The organism is Xenophilus sp. Marseille-Q4582, assembly GCF_916700565.1.
GTDB lineage: Bacteria > Pseudomonadota > Gammaproteobacteria > Burkholderiales > Burkholderiaceae_C > Xenophilus.
On sequence record NZ_CAKAKO010000006.1, the window covers coordinates 813,696 to 830,454 of the forward strand.

The 16,759-nt window shown below is 71.7% G+C and carries 14 protein-coding genes; 6 read left to right on the forward strand and 8 right to left on the reverse strand.

The genetic code is table 11. From position 1 onward, the window contains the following. Nucleotides 1-41 precede the first annotated feature (41 nt). Nucleotides 42-1,316, forward strand: a complete 1,275-nt coding sequence (locus LG388_RS24065; protein WP_225785073.1) for an MFS transporter — start codon at nt 42-44, stop codon at nt 1,314-1,316. Nucleotides 1,317-1,326: 10 nt separating this feature from the next. Here the strand turns inward: LG388_RS24065 and LG388_RS24070 are convergent, their stop codons facing one another. Continuing rightward, nucleotides 1,327-1,935 (reverse strand): acyl-homoserine-lactone synthase, encoded by a 609-nt coding sequence (locus tag LG388_RS24070; protein ID WP_225785074.1) that lies wholly within the window; start codon nt 1,933-1,935, stop codon nt 1,327-1,329. A 173-nt stretch (nt 1,936-2,108) separates the two neighbouring features. Next, nucleotides 2,109-2,504 (reverse strand): DUF4902 domain-containing protein, encoded by a 396-nt coding sequence (locus LG388_RS24075; protein ID WP_225785075.1) that lies wholly within the window; start codon nt 2,502-2,504, stop codon nt 2,109-2,111. Nucleotides 2,505-2,748: 244 nt separating this feature from the next. On the opposite strand from LG388_RS24075, the gene LG388_RS24080 reads away from it, so the two are divergent. After that, the gene (locus tag LG388_RS24080) at nt 2,749-3,462 is read left to right on the forward strand and encodes an autoinducer binding domain-containing protein (RefSeq protein WP_225785076.1); all 714 of its coding nucleotides are present in this window, start codon (nt 2,749-2,751) and stop codon (nt 3,460-3,462) included. A 197-nt stretch (nt 3,463-3,659) separates the two neighbouring features. Continuing rightward, complete coding sequence (locus tag LG388_RS24085; RefSeq protein ID WP_225785077.1) at nt 3,660-4,430, forward strand: hypothetical protein; 771 nt, start codon at nt 3,660-3,662, stop codon at nt 4,428-4,430. Between the two features lie 54 nt (nt 4,431-4,484). On the opposite strand, the gene LG388_RS24090 is transcribed toward LG388_RS24085, so the two are convergent. From LG388_RS24090 to LG388_RS24100, 3 genes are all read right to left on the reverse strand, one after another. Next, complete coding sequence (locus LG388_RS24090) at nt 4,485-5,684, reverse strand: FAD-dependent monooxygenase (protein WP_225785078.1); 1,200 nt, start codon at nt 5,682-5,684, stop codon at nt 4,485-4,487. Between the two features lie 109 nt (nt 5,685-5,793). Then, on the reverse strand, nt 5,794-8,589 hold the full coding sequence (gene acnA, locus LG388_RS24095; RefSeq protein WP_225785079.1) for an aconitate hydratase AcnA: 2,796 nt from the start codon (nt 8,587-8,589) through the stop codon (nt 5,794-5,796). A gap of 177 nt (nt 8,590-8,766) precedes the next feature. Continuing rightward, nucleotides 8,767-9,183: a hypothetical protein gene (locus tag LG388_RS24100; protein ID WP_225785080.1), complete on the reverse strand. Its 417-nt coding sequence runs from the start codon at nt 9,181-9,183 to the stop codon at nt 8,767-8,769. Between the two features lie 132 nt (nt 9,184-9,315). On the opposite strand from LG388_RS24100, the gene LG388_RS24105 reads away from it, so the two are divergent. Continuing rightward, a complete protein-coding gene (locus LG388_RS24105) occupies nt 9,316-10,206 on the forward strand; it encodes a helix-turn-helix domain-containing protein (RefSeq protein ID WP_225785081.1) in 891 nt (296 codons plus the stop codon). Here the strand turns inward: LG388_RS24105 and LG388_RS24110 are convergent. After that, nucleotides 10,100-12,364, reverse strand: coding sequence for an acyl-CoA dehydrogenase (locus LG388_RS24110; protein WP_225785082.1), 2,265 nt, complete (start codon nt 12,362-12,364; stop codon nt 10,100-10,102). The two genes, LG388_RS24105 and LG388_RS24110, sit on opposite strands and share 107 nt — an antisense overlap. A gap of 220 nt (nt 12,365-12,584) precedes the next feature. Further along, the gene (locus tag LG388_RS24115) at nt 12,585-13,481 is read right to left on the reverse strand and encodes a LysR family transcriptional regulator (protein WP_225785193.1); all 897 of its coding nucleotides are present in this window, start codon (nt 13,479-13,481) and stop codon (nt 12,585-12,587) included. Between the two features lie 117 nt (nt 13,482-13,598). Here LG388_RS24115 and LG388_RS24120 point away from each other — a divergent pair, with 117 nt between their 5' ends. Then, nucleotides 13,599-15,095 (forward strand): nucleobase:cation symporter-2 family protein, encoded by a 1,497-nt coding sequence (locus LG388_RS24120; RefSeq protein WP_225785083.1) that lies wholly within the window; start codon nt 13,599-13,601, stop codon nt 15,093-15,095. 155 nt (nt 15,096-15,250) lie between these two features. Further along, a complete protein-coding gene (locus LG388_RS24125; RefSeq protein ID WP_225785084.1) occupies nt 15,251-16,333 on the forward strand; it encodes an AI-2E family transporter in 1,083 nt (360 codons plus the stop codon). A 9-nt stretch (nt 16,334-16,342) separates the two neighbouring features. Here LG388_RS24125 and speD read toward each other — a convergent pair whose 3' ends face one another. Continuing rightward, entirely contained in the window at nt 16,343-16,741 is a 399-nt protein-coding gene (gene speD / locus LG388_RS24130; protein WP_225785085.1) for an adenosylmethionine decarboxylase, read from the reverse strand. Nucleotides 16,742-16,759: the final 18 nt, after the last annotated feature.

The following is a 16,759-nucleotide window of genomic DNA, read 5'->3' on the forward strand; positions in this document are numbered from 1 at the left end:
AGCTGGGCCCTCCACAGCATGGCCATCCGGTCTCCCTTCTCGTGTCCTCCTCTTCGTCCTGCACCTCCTGCCCGTCGCTTCCGGCGACGGCCGCCCTCGATGCCGCTCCCGCTTCGAGCGGCGTCCCGCCAGCCGCCCAGGCCCCCTCCAGCACCCAGGAGGCGCCGCACTGGCCGGCCGTCGCCGCCCTGTCGCTGGGCGTGTTCGGGCTGGTCACGGCCGAGTTCCTGCCCGCCAGCCTGCTCACGGCCATGGCGGCCGACCTGCGCGTGAGCGAAGGCACGGCCGGCCAGACCGTGACGGCCACCGCCCTGGTCGCCGCCGTGTCCGCGCCGCTGGTGCCGCTGCTCACGCGCCACCTGGACCGTCGCACCGTGATGCTTGCGCTCACGGGGCTGCTGGTCGCGTCCAACCTGATCACGGTCAGCACCGCCAGCCTGATGGCGTTGCTGGCCGCGCGGCTGCTGCTGGGCATCGCGCTGGGCGGCTTCTGGTCCATGTCGGGCGCGCTCGCGCTGCGGCTGGTGCCCGCGCATCTGTTCGCGCGTGCGATGGCGCTGATCCTGACCGGCGTGTCCGTCGCCACGGTGTGCGCGGCGCCGCTGGGGGCCTGGATGGGCGAGCTGTGGGGCTGGCGCAGCGCCTTCCTGGCGGCCGGCGCGGTGAGCCTGCTGACGCTGGCGATCCAGCTCGCCTCCCTGCCGGCGCTGCCGCCGCGCGACCGGCCCGACCTGCGCGTGCTGGCCCGGCTGCTGGCGCGGGGCGACGTGCGCGTGGCGCTGCTGGCCGTGCTGCTGGTCATTTCCGGCCATTTCGCCGGTTTCACCTACATCCGGCCGCTGATGGAGAACGTCACGCAGCTCTCGGTGGGGGCGATCACCGGCATCCTGCTGGGTTACGGCATCGGCGGCTTCTTCGGCAACCTGGTCGGCGGCGCCATCGCCGAGCGCAGCGAGCGGCGCGCCATCGTGGCGGGCGCGGTGCTGATCGCGCTGCTGGCCGCCAGCCTGCTGGTGGCCGGCACGTCCTTCGCCGTCACGGCCGTGGCGGTGGTGCTGTGGGGTTTCGCCTTCGGCGCCTTCCCGGTCGGTTTCCAGACCTGGATCGTGCGTGCGGCGCCCGAGCAGGCGGAAGGCGCCGGCGGCCTGCTGGTGGCCGCCTTCCAGATCGCCATCGCCACGGGCGCGGTGGGCGGCGGGCTGCTGGTGGACCACATCGGCGCGCGGGGCGGCCCGCTGTTCGCGGCGGTCGCGATGACGCTGGGCGCGCAACTGGTCTGGCGACGCGGCCCGCGCGCGCCTGCCCAGGCGCGGTAGGCCGCCGCGCTCAGTGCGAGAGCTCGACGCGGTCGCGTTCGAGCTGCGCCAAGCAGGCCGGGTCGGTGGTGTCGATCCAGCAGGCAAAGATGGGGTGGCCGCCCATCAGCTGCGGGGGGCCGGCGCGGTGCGAGCGGTAGCCGCCTCGGCGCAGCAGGCGCTCGATGCCCAGCGGCGACACGGTGATCACGCGCTCGGCGCCCTGGGCGCGCGCGGCCTCCAGCGAGGCCGCCAGCAGCGAGGCCGCCACGTAGGCCGAAAACTGGCCCATCGCCTGGCCCGTGGGCTTGGTGAAGTCCACGGCCGCGAAGCGCGACAGCTCCCACACGCGCGGATCCCTGGGCGGTTCGGCGCCAGCCATCAGTTCGGGGAACACCTCGCCCAGCAGGTAGGGGCGAGTGGTGGGCAGCAGGCGCGCGGTGCCGATGACCGCGCCCGCATCGTCGCGCGCCACCACGTACAGCGTGTCCTCGCGGTCGAACTGGTCGCGCTCGATGCCGGGCTCGTCGATGAGCAACTCCCACTTGAGCATGTCGACGAAAACCTTGTGGCGGTAGCGGCCGATGTCTTCGAACAGCTGGGGGGCGATGTCGCCGCAGCGACCAGTGAGCATCTGCATGGGGGTGGATCCGAGTGGTTGTATCCATTCATTGCAGCGCTCCTGGCCCGTAGAAGAAACTACCAAGTCTGATAGCTTGCGCTGCGCCCCGCCGCGGACTCCGAAGTGTCAACAGCGTGGCGCGGCCCCGTGGCCGCCGGCTCAAGATAGGGACCCGCACCGGGCCGGCGTTTTCAGTTCACATGGCGTTGGCAGACCGCCTCGAAGGCCGGCGAGATCCAGTCGATGCGGTCGATGAAATCGGCCAGCACCTGGAGGTTGTGCTCCCAGGGCAGCGGACGCAGGCAGGCGTCCAGGACCTGGATGTTGGTGCGCGGCAGGCCCAGGCGCGCGACCTGCGGCCGCCCCACGCCCGGCAGCAACTGCCAATCCCAGCCCAGGGTCAGGGTGGCGGCGTCGGGGCTGATCCATTCGGTGTAGCCGGACATCTGGACCACGCGGCCGCAGCGCCCGGCGGCCACCACGGGCTCCTCCTCGTCGTCCATGCCGGACATCAGGTGGACCAGGCGCAGCGCCGCCAGCTCCGAGGGGCGCAGATGCAGCAGGCCTTCATGGAAGGACGGGTTCATGTCGCGCCTCCTGCCGACGCCACGGGGAAAGGCCGGGAGGCGCGCGGCGGCGCGAACGGCGCCACGACGGCACCCAGGCCTGCGGGCGCCGCCCTCTCGCGGCAGCGTCGTCCGGGCGGCGACTCGGCAGCAAGAAACATTTGATGTAAATTCATGCTGACGATTCACAATGCGAGGACCGTGGGCGCCGCCGCGCGGCGGTCTGGCGCTCCCCCTTCATCCGATTCCCTGCAGCAGGCCGTTCGTGCACTCCTTTGCCGAGAATCTCCTGGTCGCCCTGGACCGCGCCACCGACGAGGCCGTGGTCTTCCAGGCCCTGCTGAACGCTGCGCGCGACCTGGGCTTCGACCACTGCGCCTACGGCCTGCGGCTCGCGATCCCGGTCTCGAACCCCAAGGTCATCACGCTCAACAACTACTCCGAGCAGTGGCAGCGGCGCTACGCCGAGGCCGGCTACCTGCAGGTCGACCCCAGCGTGCGCCTGGGTCACCTGAGCCAGCAGCCGCTGGTGTGGACGGACGAGATGTTCGCGGACACGCCGGAATTCTGGGAAGAGGCGCGCGGCCAGGGCCTGTGCGTGGGATGGGCCCAGTCCAGCCTCGACGGCTTCGGCGTGGGAGGCATGCTCACGCTCTCGCGCGGGGGCGAGCCCTTCTCGGCGCTGGAGCTGCGCGAGAAGGAAACCAAGATGCGCTGGCTGGTGCAATCGGCGCACCTGTCGCTGTCGCGGCTGATGCAGGCACGCTACGTCCCGCCCCAGGAAGAGGCGCTGACCGCGCGCGAGGTGGAGGTGCTCAAGTGGACGGCCGACGGCAAGACCGCCGCCGACATCGGCGACATCCTGTCCATCTCGATCCCCACGGTCAATTTCCATATCAAGAACGCGGTGCAGAAGCTGAAGGTGGCCAACAAGACGGCGGCGGTGGTGCAGGCGTTGATGCGCGGCCTGTTGCACTGACACGCCCCGTCTTCCCGCCCGCCGGGCCGCGCGGCCGCGGGCGGGCGGCGCGGCTGCGCCGGCCGCCGCGCCGCGGGTCCGTGCCTCGTGTGTGACGTGAATGTCATTGTGCGGTCGCCGCGCCGCCGGCGCACCCTGTGGCCACCTGTCAAAGCTGGTAGGTCACAGAAGGGGCGCCCTCGCGTTCAATCACGCGCATGGATCTCGCCGCTTTCCTCTCCAGCGCGCACATCAGCGTTCACCTGGCCTCCGACTCGCTGTTGGCCTGTGAAGTGCAGCGCCGCTGCGGCGTGCGCCGGCTGGCCCGGCAGGCCAGCTTTTCCTTCCAGCGCGGTGAACGCTCGCAGGCCATGCAGCGCCTGGGCGAATGGATCACCGACACGCCTTCGGCGCGCCGCACCCTCGGCTGGGTGATCGGCCCGAGCCAGGCGCAGTATTTCGTGCTGCCCTGGTCGCCCGAATCGGTGGACCGCACCTTGCGCGACAGCTACGCCCGCGCCCGCTACGAACAGCTGTACGAGGCCGACGCGCGCACCGCCGCGTTCTTCTTCGCCGCCCCTGCGGCCAGCGGTGAGCAGCTCGTGTCCTGCATCCCGATGTCGCTGCGCGCCGAGCTGCAGTCGCATGCCCGGGCGGCCGGCTGCTCGCTGCACAGCATCAAGCCCTCGCTGTCCGCCGTGTGGGAGCGCTTCCGCCACGTGCTGGAAGCCGAGCGCGGCACGCTGTGCCTGGTGGAGGACGACCAGGAGGCCATCGTGCGCCACGATCGCCGGCGCATCGAGCACGTGGAGGTGGCGCGCCGCCGGCCGGACGCCGCCGCGCAGCGCGAGGGCGGCGCGGGCGTGCTGCGCCGCTTCTCGAACACCGAGGCGCCGCAGGCCGCCACCGACCTGCGCCTGCCGCGCTGGCACGGCGCGGGCGAGGCGCAGGATTCGCGCTACGCCTTCGCCCTTTGCGGCGCGTTCTGAACGCGGCCCGGCGGGGCAGCCGCGGCCCGAGCCGCTTGGCGCGGCTGCGCCGGTTCAGCCGGCGTAGAGCCAGGGCACGTCCAGCACGCGTGCGCCGCCCAGGCGCATCGCCCAGTCCCGGCCCCACCGCAGCAAGCCCGTGGCATGGAAGATGCGCGCGTTGCGCCGCGCCCGCGCCTGCACGCGCGCGTTCCGGGCCCAGCGCTGGGCAGCGTACTGCGCGAAGGCCGCCGGCAGCTGCCCGGCGTCCACGCCGGCCAGCACCTCGGCCAGGGTGGCCGCGTCCTCGATCGCCATGCCGGCGCCCTGCGCCAGGTAGGGCAGCATGGGGTGCGCGGCATCGCCCAGCAGCGCAATGCGCGCCTGCGCCATCTGCGCGGGCCCTTGCAGCGGCGGGCGGTCATGCAGGGTCCAGGCGCGCCAGGCGGGCACGGCGTCGAGCAGCGCGCGCAGCCCGGCGCCCGCCTGCCGCGTGGCCTGCCGCAGGGTGTCGAGGCTGGCCTCCTGGTCCCAGCCGCGCGCGTCCAGCCCGGCGCCCTCGGGCGGCGCGGCCTCGGCCAGCACCACCACGTTGAGGAAGTCGCCGGCCCGCACCGGGTAGGCCACCACATGCACGCGCGCGCCCAGCCAGATCTGGATGCGGTCGCTGCGCAGGGCCTGCGGCAGCGCGGCCTGCGCCAGCAAGGCACGCCAGGCCGTGTGGCCGGTGCGGTGCGGCGGGGCGTCGTGTTCGATCACGCGCGCGCGCGTCGCGCCCCACAGGCCGTCCGCGCCCACCAGGCCGTCGGCCTCCCACGCGCGCGTGTCGTCGGCGGCCGCGCACACGGCTTCGCCGCCACGGGTGGCGATGCGCGAGACGCGCGCGCCCGTGTGCAGGCTCAGCCGCGACGGCCCCTGCGCTTTCAGCGCACCGAGCAGCACCGCATGCAGGTCGGCGCGGTGCACGCACAGGTAGGGCGCGCCATAGCGCCGCACGCGCGCGGCGTCGAAGACCATGCGCGCCAGCTCGTCGCCGCCCTGGACGCTGCGCACGCTCAGGCGCGTGGGGCGCGCGGCCACGTCCTGCAGCGCGGGCTCCACGCCCAGCGCGCGCAGCCGGCGCACCACGTTCGGCCCCAGCTGGATCCCGGCGCCGAATTCCTCGAAGCGCGCGGCCTGCTCCAGCACGTCCACCCGGTGGCCGCCCCGGCCCAGCGCCAGCGCAGCCGCCAGCCCGCCGATGCCGCCACCGACGATCAGAAGTTGCAGACTCATGCGCCGATCATGCCGCAAGGCGCGGGCCCGGCCGGCGGCTGCAAGCGCAGGGCTTGCGCCGGACCAGGCCGCGCGCAGCGGCGTTTTCCGCCGTCTCCTGGAGCGGTTCTCAGGCCGCCAGCAGCTGCCGCAGCACGAAGGGCAGGATGCCGCCGTGGCGGTAGTACTCGACCTCGATGGGCGTGTCGATGCGCAGGCGCACGTTGAGTTCCTGCACGCGGCCGTCGGCGCGGTGGATGACCAGCTTCACGTCGTCGCGCTGGGGCTTGAGCTCGCCCTCCACCACCACGTCGATGCGCTCGTCGCCCGTGAGCTGCAGGCCCTGCCAGGAATCGGCGCCCAGGAACTGCAGCGGCAGCACGCCCATGCCCACCAGGTTGGCGCGGTGGATGCGCTCGAAGCTGCGCGCCACCACGGCCTTGATGCCCAGCAGCTGCGTGCCCTTGGCCGCCCAGTCGCGGCTGGAGCCGGTGCCGTATTCCTCGCCCGCGAAGATCACCGTCGGCGTGCCCTGCGCGATGTACTTCATGGCCGCGTCGTAGATGAACATCTTCTCGGCCGGGCCGCGCTCGGGCTGGAACAGCGTCAGGCCGCCCTCCTCGCGCGAGCCGTCCGCCAGCGCCGGGATCATCAGGTTCTTGATGCGTACGTTGGCGAAGGTGCCGCGCATCATCACCTCGTGGTTGCCGCGGCGCGAGCCGTAGCTGTTGAAGTCGGCCTTCAGCACGCCATGCGCCTTGAGCCACTGGCCCGCGGGCGAGCTTTCCTTGATGGCGCCGGCCGGCGAGATGTGGTCGGTGGTGATCGAATCGCCGAACAGCGCCATGATGCGCGCGCCCTTCACGCCGGGGCTGGCCGCGTGCGGCTGCATCTGGAAGCCTTCGAAGAAAGGCGGCTCGGCGATGTAGGTGGAGCGGGGCCAGTCGTACACGTCGCCGGTCACGCCCTTGATGCTGCTCCACAGCTTGCCCGGGTTGGCCGCGATCTGCTCGTAGTTCTGGCGGAAGGCCTTGGCGTTCATCGCGAAGCCCAGCAGGTCGGCGATTTCCTGCGCGCTGGGCCAGATGTCGCCCAGGTACACGTCCTTGCCGCCGGTGCCCTGGCCCACCGGCTCGGTCATCAGGTCCACCATCACGTTGCCCGCGATGGCGAAGGCCACCACCAGCGGCGGCGAGGCCAGGAAGTTGGCCTTGATGTTCGGATGGATGCGCGCCTCGAAATTGCGGTTGCCCGACAGCACGGCCGCCGCCACCAGGTCGTTGGCGGTGATGGCCTCGTTGATCTCGGGCGCCAGGTCGCCGGCGTTGCCGATGCAGGTGGTGCAGCCGTAGCCGGCCAGGTAGAAGCCCAGTTTTTCCAGGTAAGGCAGCAGGCCGGTCTTCTCGAGGTACTCGGTGACGATGCGCGAGCCCGGCGCCAGCGAGGTCTTGACGTGCGGCTTCACGGTCAGCCCGGCCTCCACCGCCTTCTTGGCCAGCAGGCCGGCCGCCAGCAGCACGCTGGGGTTGGAGGTGTTGGTGCACGAGGTGATGGCCGCGATCAGCACGTCGCCGTTGCCGATGGTGACCGGCGCCTTGGCCGGCGCCGCCTCAGTCGCAATATTCAGCGGCACGCGCTGCGTCAGCTTGTCGGCCGGCTGGTTGAAGCCGTTGGCTTCCACCGGCTTGCTGTACAGCTCCTTGAAGCGCGTCGACAGATGGCCCAGGTCGATGCGGTCCTGCGGCCGCTTGGGGCCGGCCAGGCTGGGCGTGACGGTGGACAGGTCCAGCTTGACGATCTTGGTGTAGTTCAGCTCGCCCGGCGCAGGCATGCCGAACAGGCCCTGGGCCTTGTAGTAGGCCTCGAAGCGGGCAATCTCGGCCTCGGTGCGCCCCGTGCCGCGGAAGTAGTCGACCGTTTTCTCGTCGACCGGGAAGAAGCCCATGGTGGCACCGTACTCGGGCGCCATGTTGCCGATGGTGGCGCGGTCGGGCACCGGGATGGACGCGGCGCCGGGGCCGAAGAATTCGACGAACTTGCCCACCACCTTCTCGCTGCGCAGGATCTGCGTGACGTACAGCACCAGGTCGGTGGCCGTCACGCCCTCGCGCAGCTGGCCCGTGAGCTCGAAGCCCACCACGTCGGGCGTCAGGAAGTACACCGGCTGGCCCAGCATGGCGGCTTCGGCCTCGATGCCGCCCACCCCCCAGCCCACCACGCCCACGCCGTTGATCATGGTCGTGTGGCTGTCGGTGCCGACCAGCGAATCGGGGTACCAGGTGGGCACGTCGGCCTTGTCGTCGGCCGCCTTGTAGACGCCGCGCGCGAGGTATTCGAGGTTGACCTGGTGCACGATGCCGAAGCCCGGCGGCGTGACGCCGAAGGTGTCGAAGGCCTGCATGCCCCACTTCATGAACTGGTAGCGCTCGTTGTTGCGCGAGAACTCCAGCTTCATGTTCAGGTCCAGCGCCTGCGGCGTGCCGTAGTGGTCCACCATCACCGAGTGGTCCACCACCAGGTCCACCGGCACCAGCGGCTCGATGGTCTTGGGCGACTTGTTGAGCTTGGCGGCCACGCTGCGCATGGCGGCCAGGTCGGCCAGCAGCGGCACGCCGGTGAAGTCCTGCAGCACCACGCGCGTCACGACGAAGGGAATCTCTTCCGTGCGCTCGGCGTTGGGCTGCCAGTTGGCCAGCTGCTCCACGTGCGCCGGCGTCACCTTCTGGCCGTCGCAGTTGCGCAGCACCGACTCCAGCACGATGCGGATCGACACCGGCAGCTTGGCCACGTTGGGGTACTTTTTGGCCAGCTCCTTGAGCGACCAGAACTTGCCCGACTCGCCGGTGCCGGTCTTGAAGGTCTTGAGGGTGGCGAAAGCGCCGGCGGCGGGGGCTTGGGGGGTGGCTTGGGATGCGGCAGCAGCCATGGAAATCGCGCTCCTTGTTCAGTCGTGGTGGGGGCCACGCGGTGTGACACCGCCACAAGATAGCAGGCTTCCATGGCGAACGCGGTAGGCGCGCGGCGCGCCCTGCCGCGCCTGTCGGTTATGGCGGCGAAGGTGAGGCGCGGGGTGTGCGCACCGCGGCCGCCGCCGGCGCCCGCGTCAGGCGGCCGCGACCTGCGGCGTGCGGGTGGCACGCAGCCCCATCCATTGGGCCTCGCCCAGCAGCACCACGGTCAGGGCCTGCGCCAGCAGCCAGGCCATGCCCAGCCCCGTGAGCGCGAAGGGCCCGGCCGCCATCAGCAGCGCGCAACCCGCGGCCCAGCCGAAGTTGCCCACGGCGATCAGCCCGATCAGCGTGCGCGGCACCGGCTGCCGGCCCGCGACCCAGGCGGCGACGGCCGCATAGGCCAACAGGAACACGCCCGTGCCCGTGAGCAGCCCGGCGGGCAGGCCCGTGAGCCGGGCCAGGGTGTCGGTCAGGCCCAGCTGAAGGGCGCCGGTCAGCGCGCAGGAGGCGGCGTCGAGCGCCATGACACGGGGCAGGAAGCGGGGCGAGGCAAGAAAAGAAGAGGACATGGTGGACTCCTTGGGAAGTTGGCGCGGCATCCACGGCGGGCCGTGCTGGGTCGCATCGTGTCGCGGCGGCCGCAGCGGGTCCATGACCTCGGAGGTCATGGCCGTGCGCCCCTTCGGCGCCAGAATGCCGCCATGACTTCCGCCCGCACCGCCTCTTCCTCGCTGGCCGGCCTCGCCGGCCCCGCACCGGCCGCGCGCCCCGGCCCCGGCGCCCGCGACCCCTTCGGCGCCCACCTGCGCCACTGGCGGCAGCACCGACGCCTGAGCCAGATGGACCTGGCGCAGGACGCGGACATCTCCACGCGCCACCTGAGCTATGTGGAAACCGGCCGTGCCGCGCCCAGCCGCGAGATGGTGCTGCGGCTGGCCGAGCGCCTGCAGGTGCCGCTGCGCGAGCGCAACACCCTGCTGGTGGCGGCCGGCTTCGCGCCCATGTACCGCCAGCGCAGCCTGGACGATCCGGCCATGGCTGCGGCACGGCAGGCGGTGCAGCGCGTGCTCCAGGGGCACGAGCCCTACCCCGCGCTGGCCGTGGACCGGCACTGGAACCTGCTGGCGCACAACGCGCAGGTGCCGCTGCTGATGGCGGGCAGCGCGGCCGAGCTGCTGGCGCCGCCGGTCAACGTCCTGCGCCTGTCGCTGCACCCGCAGGGCGTGGCGCCGCGCATCGCCAACCTGCGCCAGTGGCGCGAGCACCTGCTGGAGCGCCTGCAGCAGCAGATCGCCGCCACCGGCGACGCGCAACTGCAGGCGCTGCATGACGAACTGGCGGCCTACCCCTGCCCTTGCGACGGCACGCAGGCGCCCGCCGCGGGCGGCGAGCTGGCCGGCGTGGTGGTGCCCCTGCAGCTGCGCACCGAAGCGGGCCTGCTGAGCTTCATCAGCACCACCACGCTGTTCGGCACCCCGATGGACGTCACTTTGCAGGAGCTGGCCGTGGAATCCTTCTTTCCGGCCGATGCGGCGACGGCGCAGGCGCTGCAGGCGCTGAGGCCCGCGTCCCCGCCGCAGCCGCACGCGTGAGCGCAGCGCGCGCCTCGTCGCGCGGGCCGGGGCTGTCGTCCACCTGGATCACGCGGTCCACCGCCTGCAGGTAGGCGCGCGCCAGCGCCGGATCGCGCGCGCCCTGGCAGGCGGCGGCGACGGAGCCTGTCTGCCGCCAGGCCTTCTGCAGCGCCTGGGCCTCGGGGCCCAGCCGTTGCGCGAGCTCCAGCGCCTCCATCAGGTCGAGCAGGCCCCCGGCGGCGGGCCGCTGCAGATCGGGCAGCAGTTGCGCGAGCAGCACGGGCTCTTGCGCCAGCGATTCGGCCAGGTCCAGCCAGCATGCGTCGGGCACCGCCGCCGGCGCGCGCCCGGCCGTCAGGGCGCCCAGCCAGCGCGCGCCGGCCTGTGGCAGGTTGGCGTAGAAGCCCTGCAGCGCCTGCGCACCCGCCTGCAGCTGGGCCTGGATGGCCGCGCGCGCCAGCGGCAGCAGCGCCGGCGCCTGCGCCGCCTCGGCATGGAAGCGCCACACGCAGGCGCTGGCCAGGTACAGGTGGGAAAGCACATCGCCCAGGCGGGCCGACAGCAGCTCCATGCGCTTGAGCCGGCCGCCCAGCAGGCCCATGGCCAGGTCCGCCGCGAAGGCCAGGCGCGCACTCAGCCGCGCAATGGCGAGGGCCTCGCGCAGCAGGCCGTCGGGCACGGTGCCCCGCAGCGGCGCGCCCCACAGGCTGCGGCCGAAGTTGCGCAGCACATGCCGGGCATGGGCCAGCAGCGCGCGGCCCAGCGCTTCGTCGTCGCCGGACTGCACGGCCTTCATCTCGTCCCGCACATGCGGATGGCAGCGCACCGCGCCCTGGCCAAAGACGATGAGCGCGCGCGTCAGCAGGTTCGCGCCTTCCACCGTGATGGCGATGGGGGCCTGCCGGTAGGCATTGCCCAGCAGGTTGGCCGGGCCGGCGATGATGCCCTTGCCGCCCAGGATGTCCATGCCGTGGTTGACGGCGCGCCGTCCGGCCTCGGTGAGCTGCACCTTGAGCAGGGCGCCGGCCACGCTGGGCCGCTCGCCCGCATCGAGCACCACGGCCGTGTAGCGCCGCGCGGCATCGGTGGCATACAGTTCGGCCGCCATGCGCGCGGTCAGGTCGGCCACGGCATGGAAGCGGCCGATGGGCAGCCCGAACTGCTCGCGCACGCGGCCGTAGCCCTGCGCCACGAAGAGCGCGGTCTGCTGCATGGCCGAGCCCAGCGCGGGCAGCGACAGGGCGCGGCCCGCGGCGAGGCATTCCATCAGCATGCGCCAGCCCTGCCCCACCTGGGCCTCGCCGCCGATCACCCAGTCCAGCGGCACGAAAACCTGCCGCCCGCGGATCGGGCCGTTCATGAAGGCCGAGGCCATGGGCCGGTGGCGGCGGCCGATCTGCAGGCCCGGCTGCGGCACCGGGATCAGCGCGCAGGTGATGCCCAGGTCGCGCTCGCCTTCGGGCCGGCTGGGGTCGTGCGCCTGGAAGGCCAGCCCGACCACGGTGGCCACGGGCGCCAGCGTGATGTAGCGCTTGTCGAAATCGACCAGGAAGCCGCGCGTCATGCGGCCTTCGAACTCGCGCTCGACCAGCACGCCGCGGTCCGGGATCGACGCCGCGTCGGAGCCGGCGTAGGGCGAAGTGAGGGCGAAGCAGGGCAGCTCGCGGCCGTCGGCCAGCCGCGGCAGCCAGTGCGCCTGCTGCTCGGGCGTGCCGTAGCGCAGCAGCAGCTCGGCCGGGCCCAGCGAATTGGGCACCATCACCGTGACGGCCGCCGCCACGTTCACCGTCGCGATGCGCGCCACCACCGTGGCATGCGCCTGGTGGCTGAAGCCCAGGCCGCCATGCTGCTCGGGAATGACCAGGCCGAAGAAGCGCTCGTCGCGCAGCCAGCGCCAGACCTCCTGCGGCAGGTCGCCGGCCTCGTCGATGGCATGGTCGTCCAGCATGCGGCAAAGGCGGCGCACCGGGTGGTCGAGGAAGGCCTGCTCGCGCTGCGTCAGCCCCATCGGCCCGGTGCGCGCCAGCGCATTGAAATCGGGCCGGCCCGCGAAGAGCTGGCCTTCGAAGCCCACGCTGCCGGCTTCCAGCGCGATGCGCTCGGTGTCTCCCAAGGCCGGCAGGGCTTTCGCCAGCACCGGGCGCGCCCGGCGCCCCAACCACGCTGCGACCGTCATGCATGAACTCCTGTGAAGCGATGCCCGGGCCGGCACCGGGTGCCCGCGCACGCGGGGCCGGCGATGGCCGTCATGAAGGGCGAAGGCCAGCCCGCCGGCCGGGCCCTGCATGCAGTCCCGAAGCATGGCGCCGCCGGCCCTTGCGCGGCGCGGGACCAGCGCGCCGGCGGATGTCGGACAGGGGCCGAAGCCCGAGCGGCTGCGGCCGGCGGCGCCGGGCTCAGCCCGGGGGCGCTGCGTGGCCGATCAGCAGCTCCCGGAAAGCCGCGACGGCGGGCGAAGGCGAGTTGCCCGGCGCACGCAGCAGCGTGAGCATGCGCGCGAGCTGCGGACGGCCCACACGGCGCACTTGCAGCCCATGCCAGTGGGCCATCGGCCGCAGCGCCAGGGTGACGACGGCCACGCCCAGGCCTTCGCGTGCCAGGCCCATCATGGTCCAGGGCAGCGCGATCTCGAAGGCGTAGTTCAGCCGGATGCCGCGCTCGGCCAGCTTTTCCTCCAGCAGGCTGCGCACGGGGTTGCCCGGCAGGTAGCCGATGACGGGCTGGCGCGCCACCTGCTGCCACTCCAGCGTGCGGCGTGCGGCGAGCGGGGACTCGGGCGCCATCACGGCGATGAACTGGTCGGCATAGAGCGGCGTGGCGACCAGGTCGCTGCGCGCGTCGGTCTGGGTGGCGATGCCGAGGTCGGCCGCGCCGCTGCGCACCAGCGCGTGCACCTCGTGCTCGGGCACGTCGTGCAGCTGCACGCGCACGCCGGGGTAGCGTTCGCTGAAGGCCCGCACCACGGGCGGCAGCAGCAGCGCGCATTGCGCGTTGGGCGCGGCCACGCTCACGCGGCCACGCGCGTTGCGGCCGAAGTCCTGGGCATCGGCCACCAGGTGTTCCCAGTCGGCCACCAGGCGCTGGGCCGCGGGCAGCAGGGCCATGCCCGCGTCGGTGAGGCGGCAGGCGCGCGTGTGGCGGTCGAACAGGCGCGTGCCCAGCAGCCGCTCCAGCTTGCCCAGCGCCGCGCTCAGCGAGGACTGGGACATGCCCAGGCGATCCGCGGCCCGCGTGAAGTGGCCGCTTTCCGCCAAGGCCAGGAAAACCCTGAGTTCGGGCAGAGAGGACTTCATGCTCAAGGGAAAAGTCCCTCTTTGATCGTGAAAGACGATTGATTTATTGGATTGTGCGCCTTTTTCGATGCAGGCCCGGCTCCTATTCTTGCGCCGCATCCTGCAAGGAGACAGCGCATGAACACCCCCACTCCGGCCGCTTCGTCCGGCATCCATCCGGTCGACCAGCACCTGCCCCTGGGCAAGCTTTCGGCCCTCGGCCTGCAGCACGTGCTGGTCATGTACGCCGGCGCCGTGGCCGTGCCGCTGATCGTCGGCCGCGCCCTCAAGCTCAGCCCCGACGAGGTGGCGCTGCTGATCAGCGCCGACCTGTTCTGCTGCGGCATCGTCACGCTGATCCAGGCGCTGGGCGCCACGCAATGGTTCGGTATCCGGCTGCCCGTGATGATGGGCGTGACCTTCGCGTCGGTGGCGCCCATGGTGGCCATTGCCAACGCCAACCCGGGCCAGGCCGGGGCCCAGCTGCTGTTCGGCTCCATCATCGGGGCGGGCATCATCTCGATCCTGATCGCGCCGCTGATCAGCCGCATGCTGCGCTTCTTCCCGCCCGTGGTCACGGGCACCATCATCGCGGTGATCGGCATCACGCTCATGCGCGTGGGCATCAACTGGATCTTCGGCAACCCGGTCGGGCCCACGGCGCCCAACGTGGTGGACCCGGTGCATGCCAAGTGGCTGGCCAGCCTGACGGCGCCCGGCTCCACGCTGCCGCCCGTGCCCCAGGGCCTGGCCATCCTGCCCACGATGCCCAACCCCAAGTACGCCGACCTGACGGGCGTGGGCATCTCGGCCCTGGTGCTGGTGTCCATCCTGCTGATCGTCAAGTTCGCCAAGGGCTTCGTGGCCAACATCTCGGTGCTGCTGGGCATCGTGATCGGCGGCATCGCGGCCGCCGCCATGGGCCTGATGACCTTCGAGAAGGTGGGCAACGCGGCCTGGGTGGACGTGGTGCTGCCCTTCCACTTCGGCATGCCCAAGTTCGATCCGTTGCTGATCCTGACCATGACGCTGGTGATGATCGTGGTGATGATCGAATCGACCGGCATGTTCCTCGCGCTGGGCGAGATGACCGAACGCAAGGTGAACCAGCAGGATCTGGCGCGCGGCCTGCGCACCGACGGCCTGGGCACGCTGATCGGCGGCATCTTCAACACCTTCCCGTACACCAGCTTCTCGCAGAACGTGGGCCTGGTGGCCGTGACCGGGGTGAAGAGCCGCTTCGTCTGCGTGGCCGGCGGCGTGATCCTGATCGTGCTGGGCCTGCTGCCCAAGATGGCGGCGCTGGTCGAATCGCTGCCCACCGTGGTGCTGGGCGGCGCCGGCATCGTGATGTTCGGCATGGTGCTGGCCACCGGCATCCGCATCCTGGGCAACGTGGACTTCAAAGGCAACCGCCACAACGCCATGATCGTGGCCGTGTCCATCGGCATCGGCATGATTCCGCTGCTGGCGCCCAACTTCAAGCAGTGGATGCCGCATGGCCTGCATGCGCTGATCGAGTCGGGCATCCTGCTGACCTCGATCTCGGCGGTGCTGCTCAACATCTTCCTGAACGGCACGCGGCACGACGAAGCCGCCATGATCGCGGCCGCGCGGCAGGCCGAGGCGCACTGAAGCCCGCCCTGCCCGGCCCGGGGCCGGCGCCCGGTTCAGGTCCCGGGCGCCTGGGCGCGGCCGCTCGTCCGTCGCCAGCCGCCGCCCGGCGCCTACAGGCGCCGTGGGTTCCTTTGCGCGCGCCGGCACCGGCGTCGGCTACAGTGCCGACCATCATGAACACACCCCAAGTCCAGCGCGGCTTCTTCCTGTTGCTGCTCGTGGCCGTCACGGCAGCCTTCTTCTGGATCCTGCAGCCCTTCTTCGGGGCCGTGCTCTGGGGCGTGGCGCTGGCCATCCTGTTCACGCCGCTCTACAAGCGCTTGCTGCAGGCCTTCGGCAAGAAGCGGCCCACGCTGGCGGCGCTGGCCACGCTGACCATCGTGCTGGTGATCGTGATCCTGCCGCTGACCATGATCGCCGCCACGCTGGTCAGCGACGTGGTGGCACTCACGCAACGCATCCGCTCGGGGGAGCTGAGCTTCGTCGCCTACTTCCAGCAGATCGTCGCCGCCTTGCCCGACTGGCTGATGGGCATCCTGGACCGCTTCGGCCTGGGCAACTTCGAGGCGCTGATGGCCAAGCTGTCGGAAGGCGCTGCGCAGGGCAGCCAGGTCATCGCGCAGCAGGCGCTGAACATCGGGCAGAACACCTTCGACTTCGTCATCGGCTTCTTCGTGATGCTGTACCTGCTGTTCTTCCTGCTGCGCGACGGCGCCTCGCTGTCGCGCAAGGTGCGCGAGTCGGTGCCGCTGGCGCGCGGCCACACGCACTACCTGCTCAACAAGTTCACCACCGTGATCCGCGCCACCGTGAAAGGCAACGTGGTGGTCGCCGCGGTGCAGGGCACGCTGGGCGGCGTGGCCTTCGCGCTGCTGGGCGTGCAGGGCGCGCTGCTGTGGGGCGTGGTGATGGCTTTCCTGTCGCTGCTGCCCGCGGTGGGTGCGGCGCTGATCTGGGCCCCGGTGGCGGTGTACTTCCTGGCCACCGGCGCCATCGCCAAGGGCCTGATCCTGAGCTTCGTCGGCGTGTTCGTCATCGGCCTGGTCGACAACATCCTGCGCCCGCTGCTGGTGGGCAAGGACACGCAGATGCCCGACTACGTGGTGCTGATCTCCACCATCGGCGGCATGGCGCTGTTCGGCATCAACGGCTTCGTGATCGGGCCGGTGATCGCGGCCCTGTTCATGGCGGTGTGGTCGCTGTTCAGCGACCCGGTGTCGCCCGAGCACGACGACGCGCAGGCGCCGCCGCATTGAGCGGCCGGTTCACCGCGGGGCGGTGGCCGAAGCGTCCAGCGCGCCGCGCAGCAGCCGGTTCACCTGCCGGCGCTGCGGCGCGAAGGCCGCCACCAGCGCGTGCATGAGCTGCTCGGCCCGCTGCGTGTTGTCGGCCGCGTAGTTGCACACGTACACGTCCAGCGTCACATGGCCCAGCTCGGGCCAGGTGTGGACGGCCAGGTGCGACTCGGCCAGCAGCAGCGTGCCGGTCACGCCGCCCGGCCGGCCGTTCTGCGACGGGAAGCTGAACCACTTCTCGCCCACCACGGTGAGCCCGGCGGCCTGTGTGTGCGTGCGGCACAGCGGCGCCAGCGCCGCCTCGCTGACCAGCAGCGGCGGTGCGCACTGGCAGTCGTAGAGGTCCGCCGTCAGATGCAAGCCGTGCATCGTTGATCGCCCTTCGCC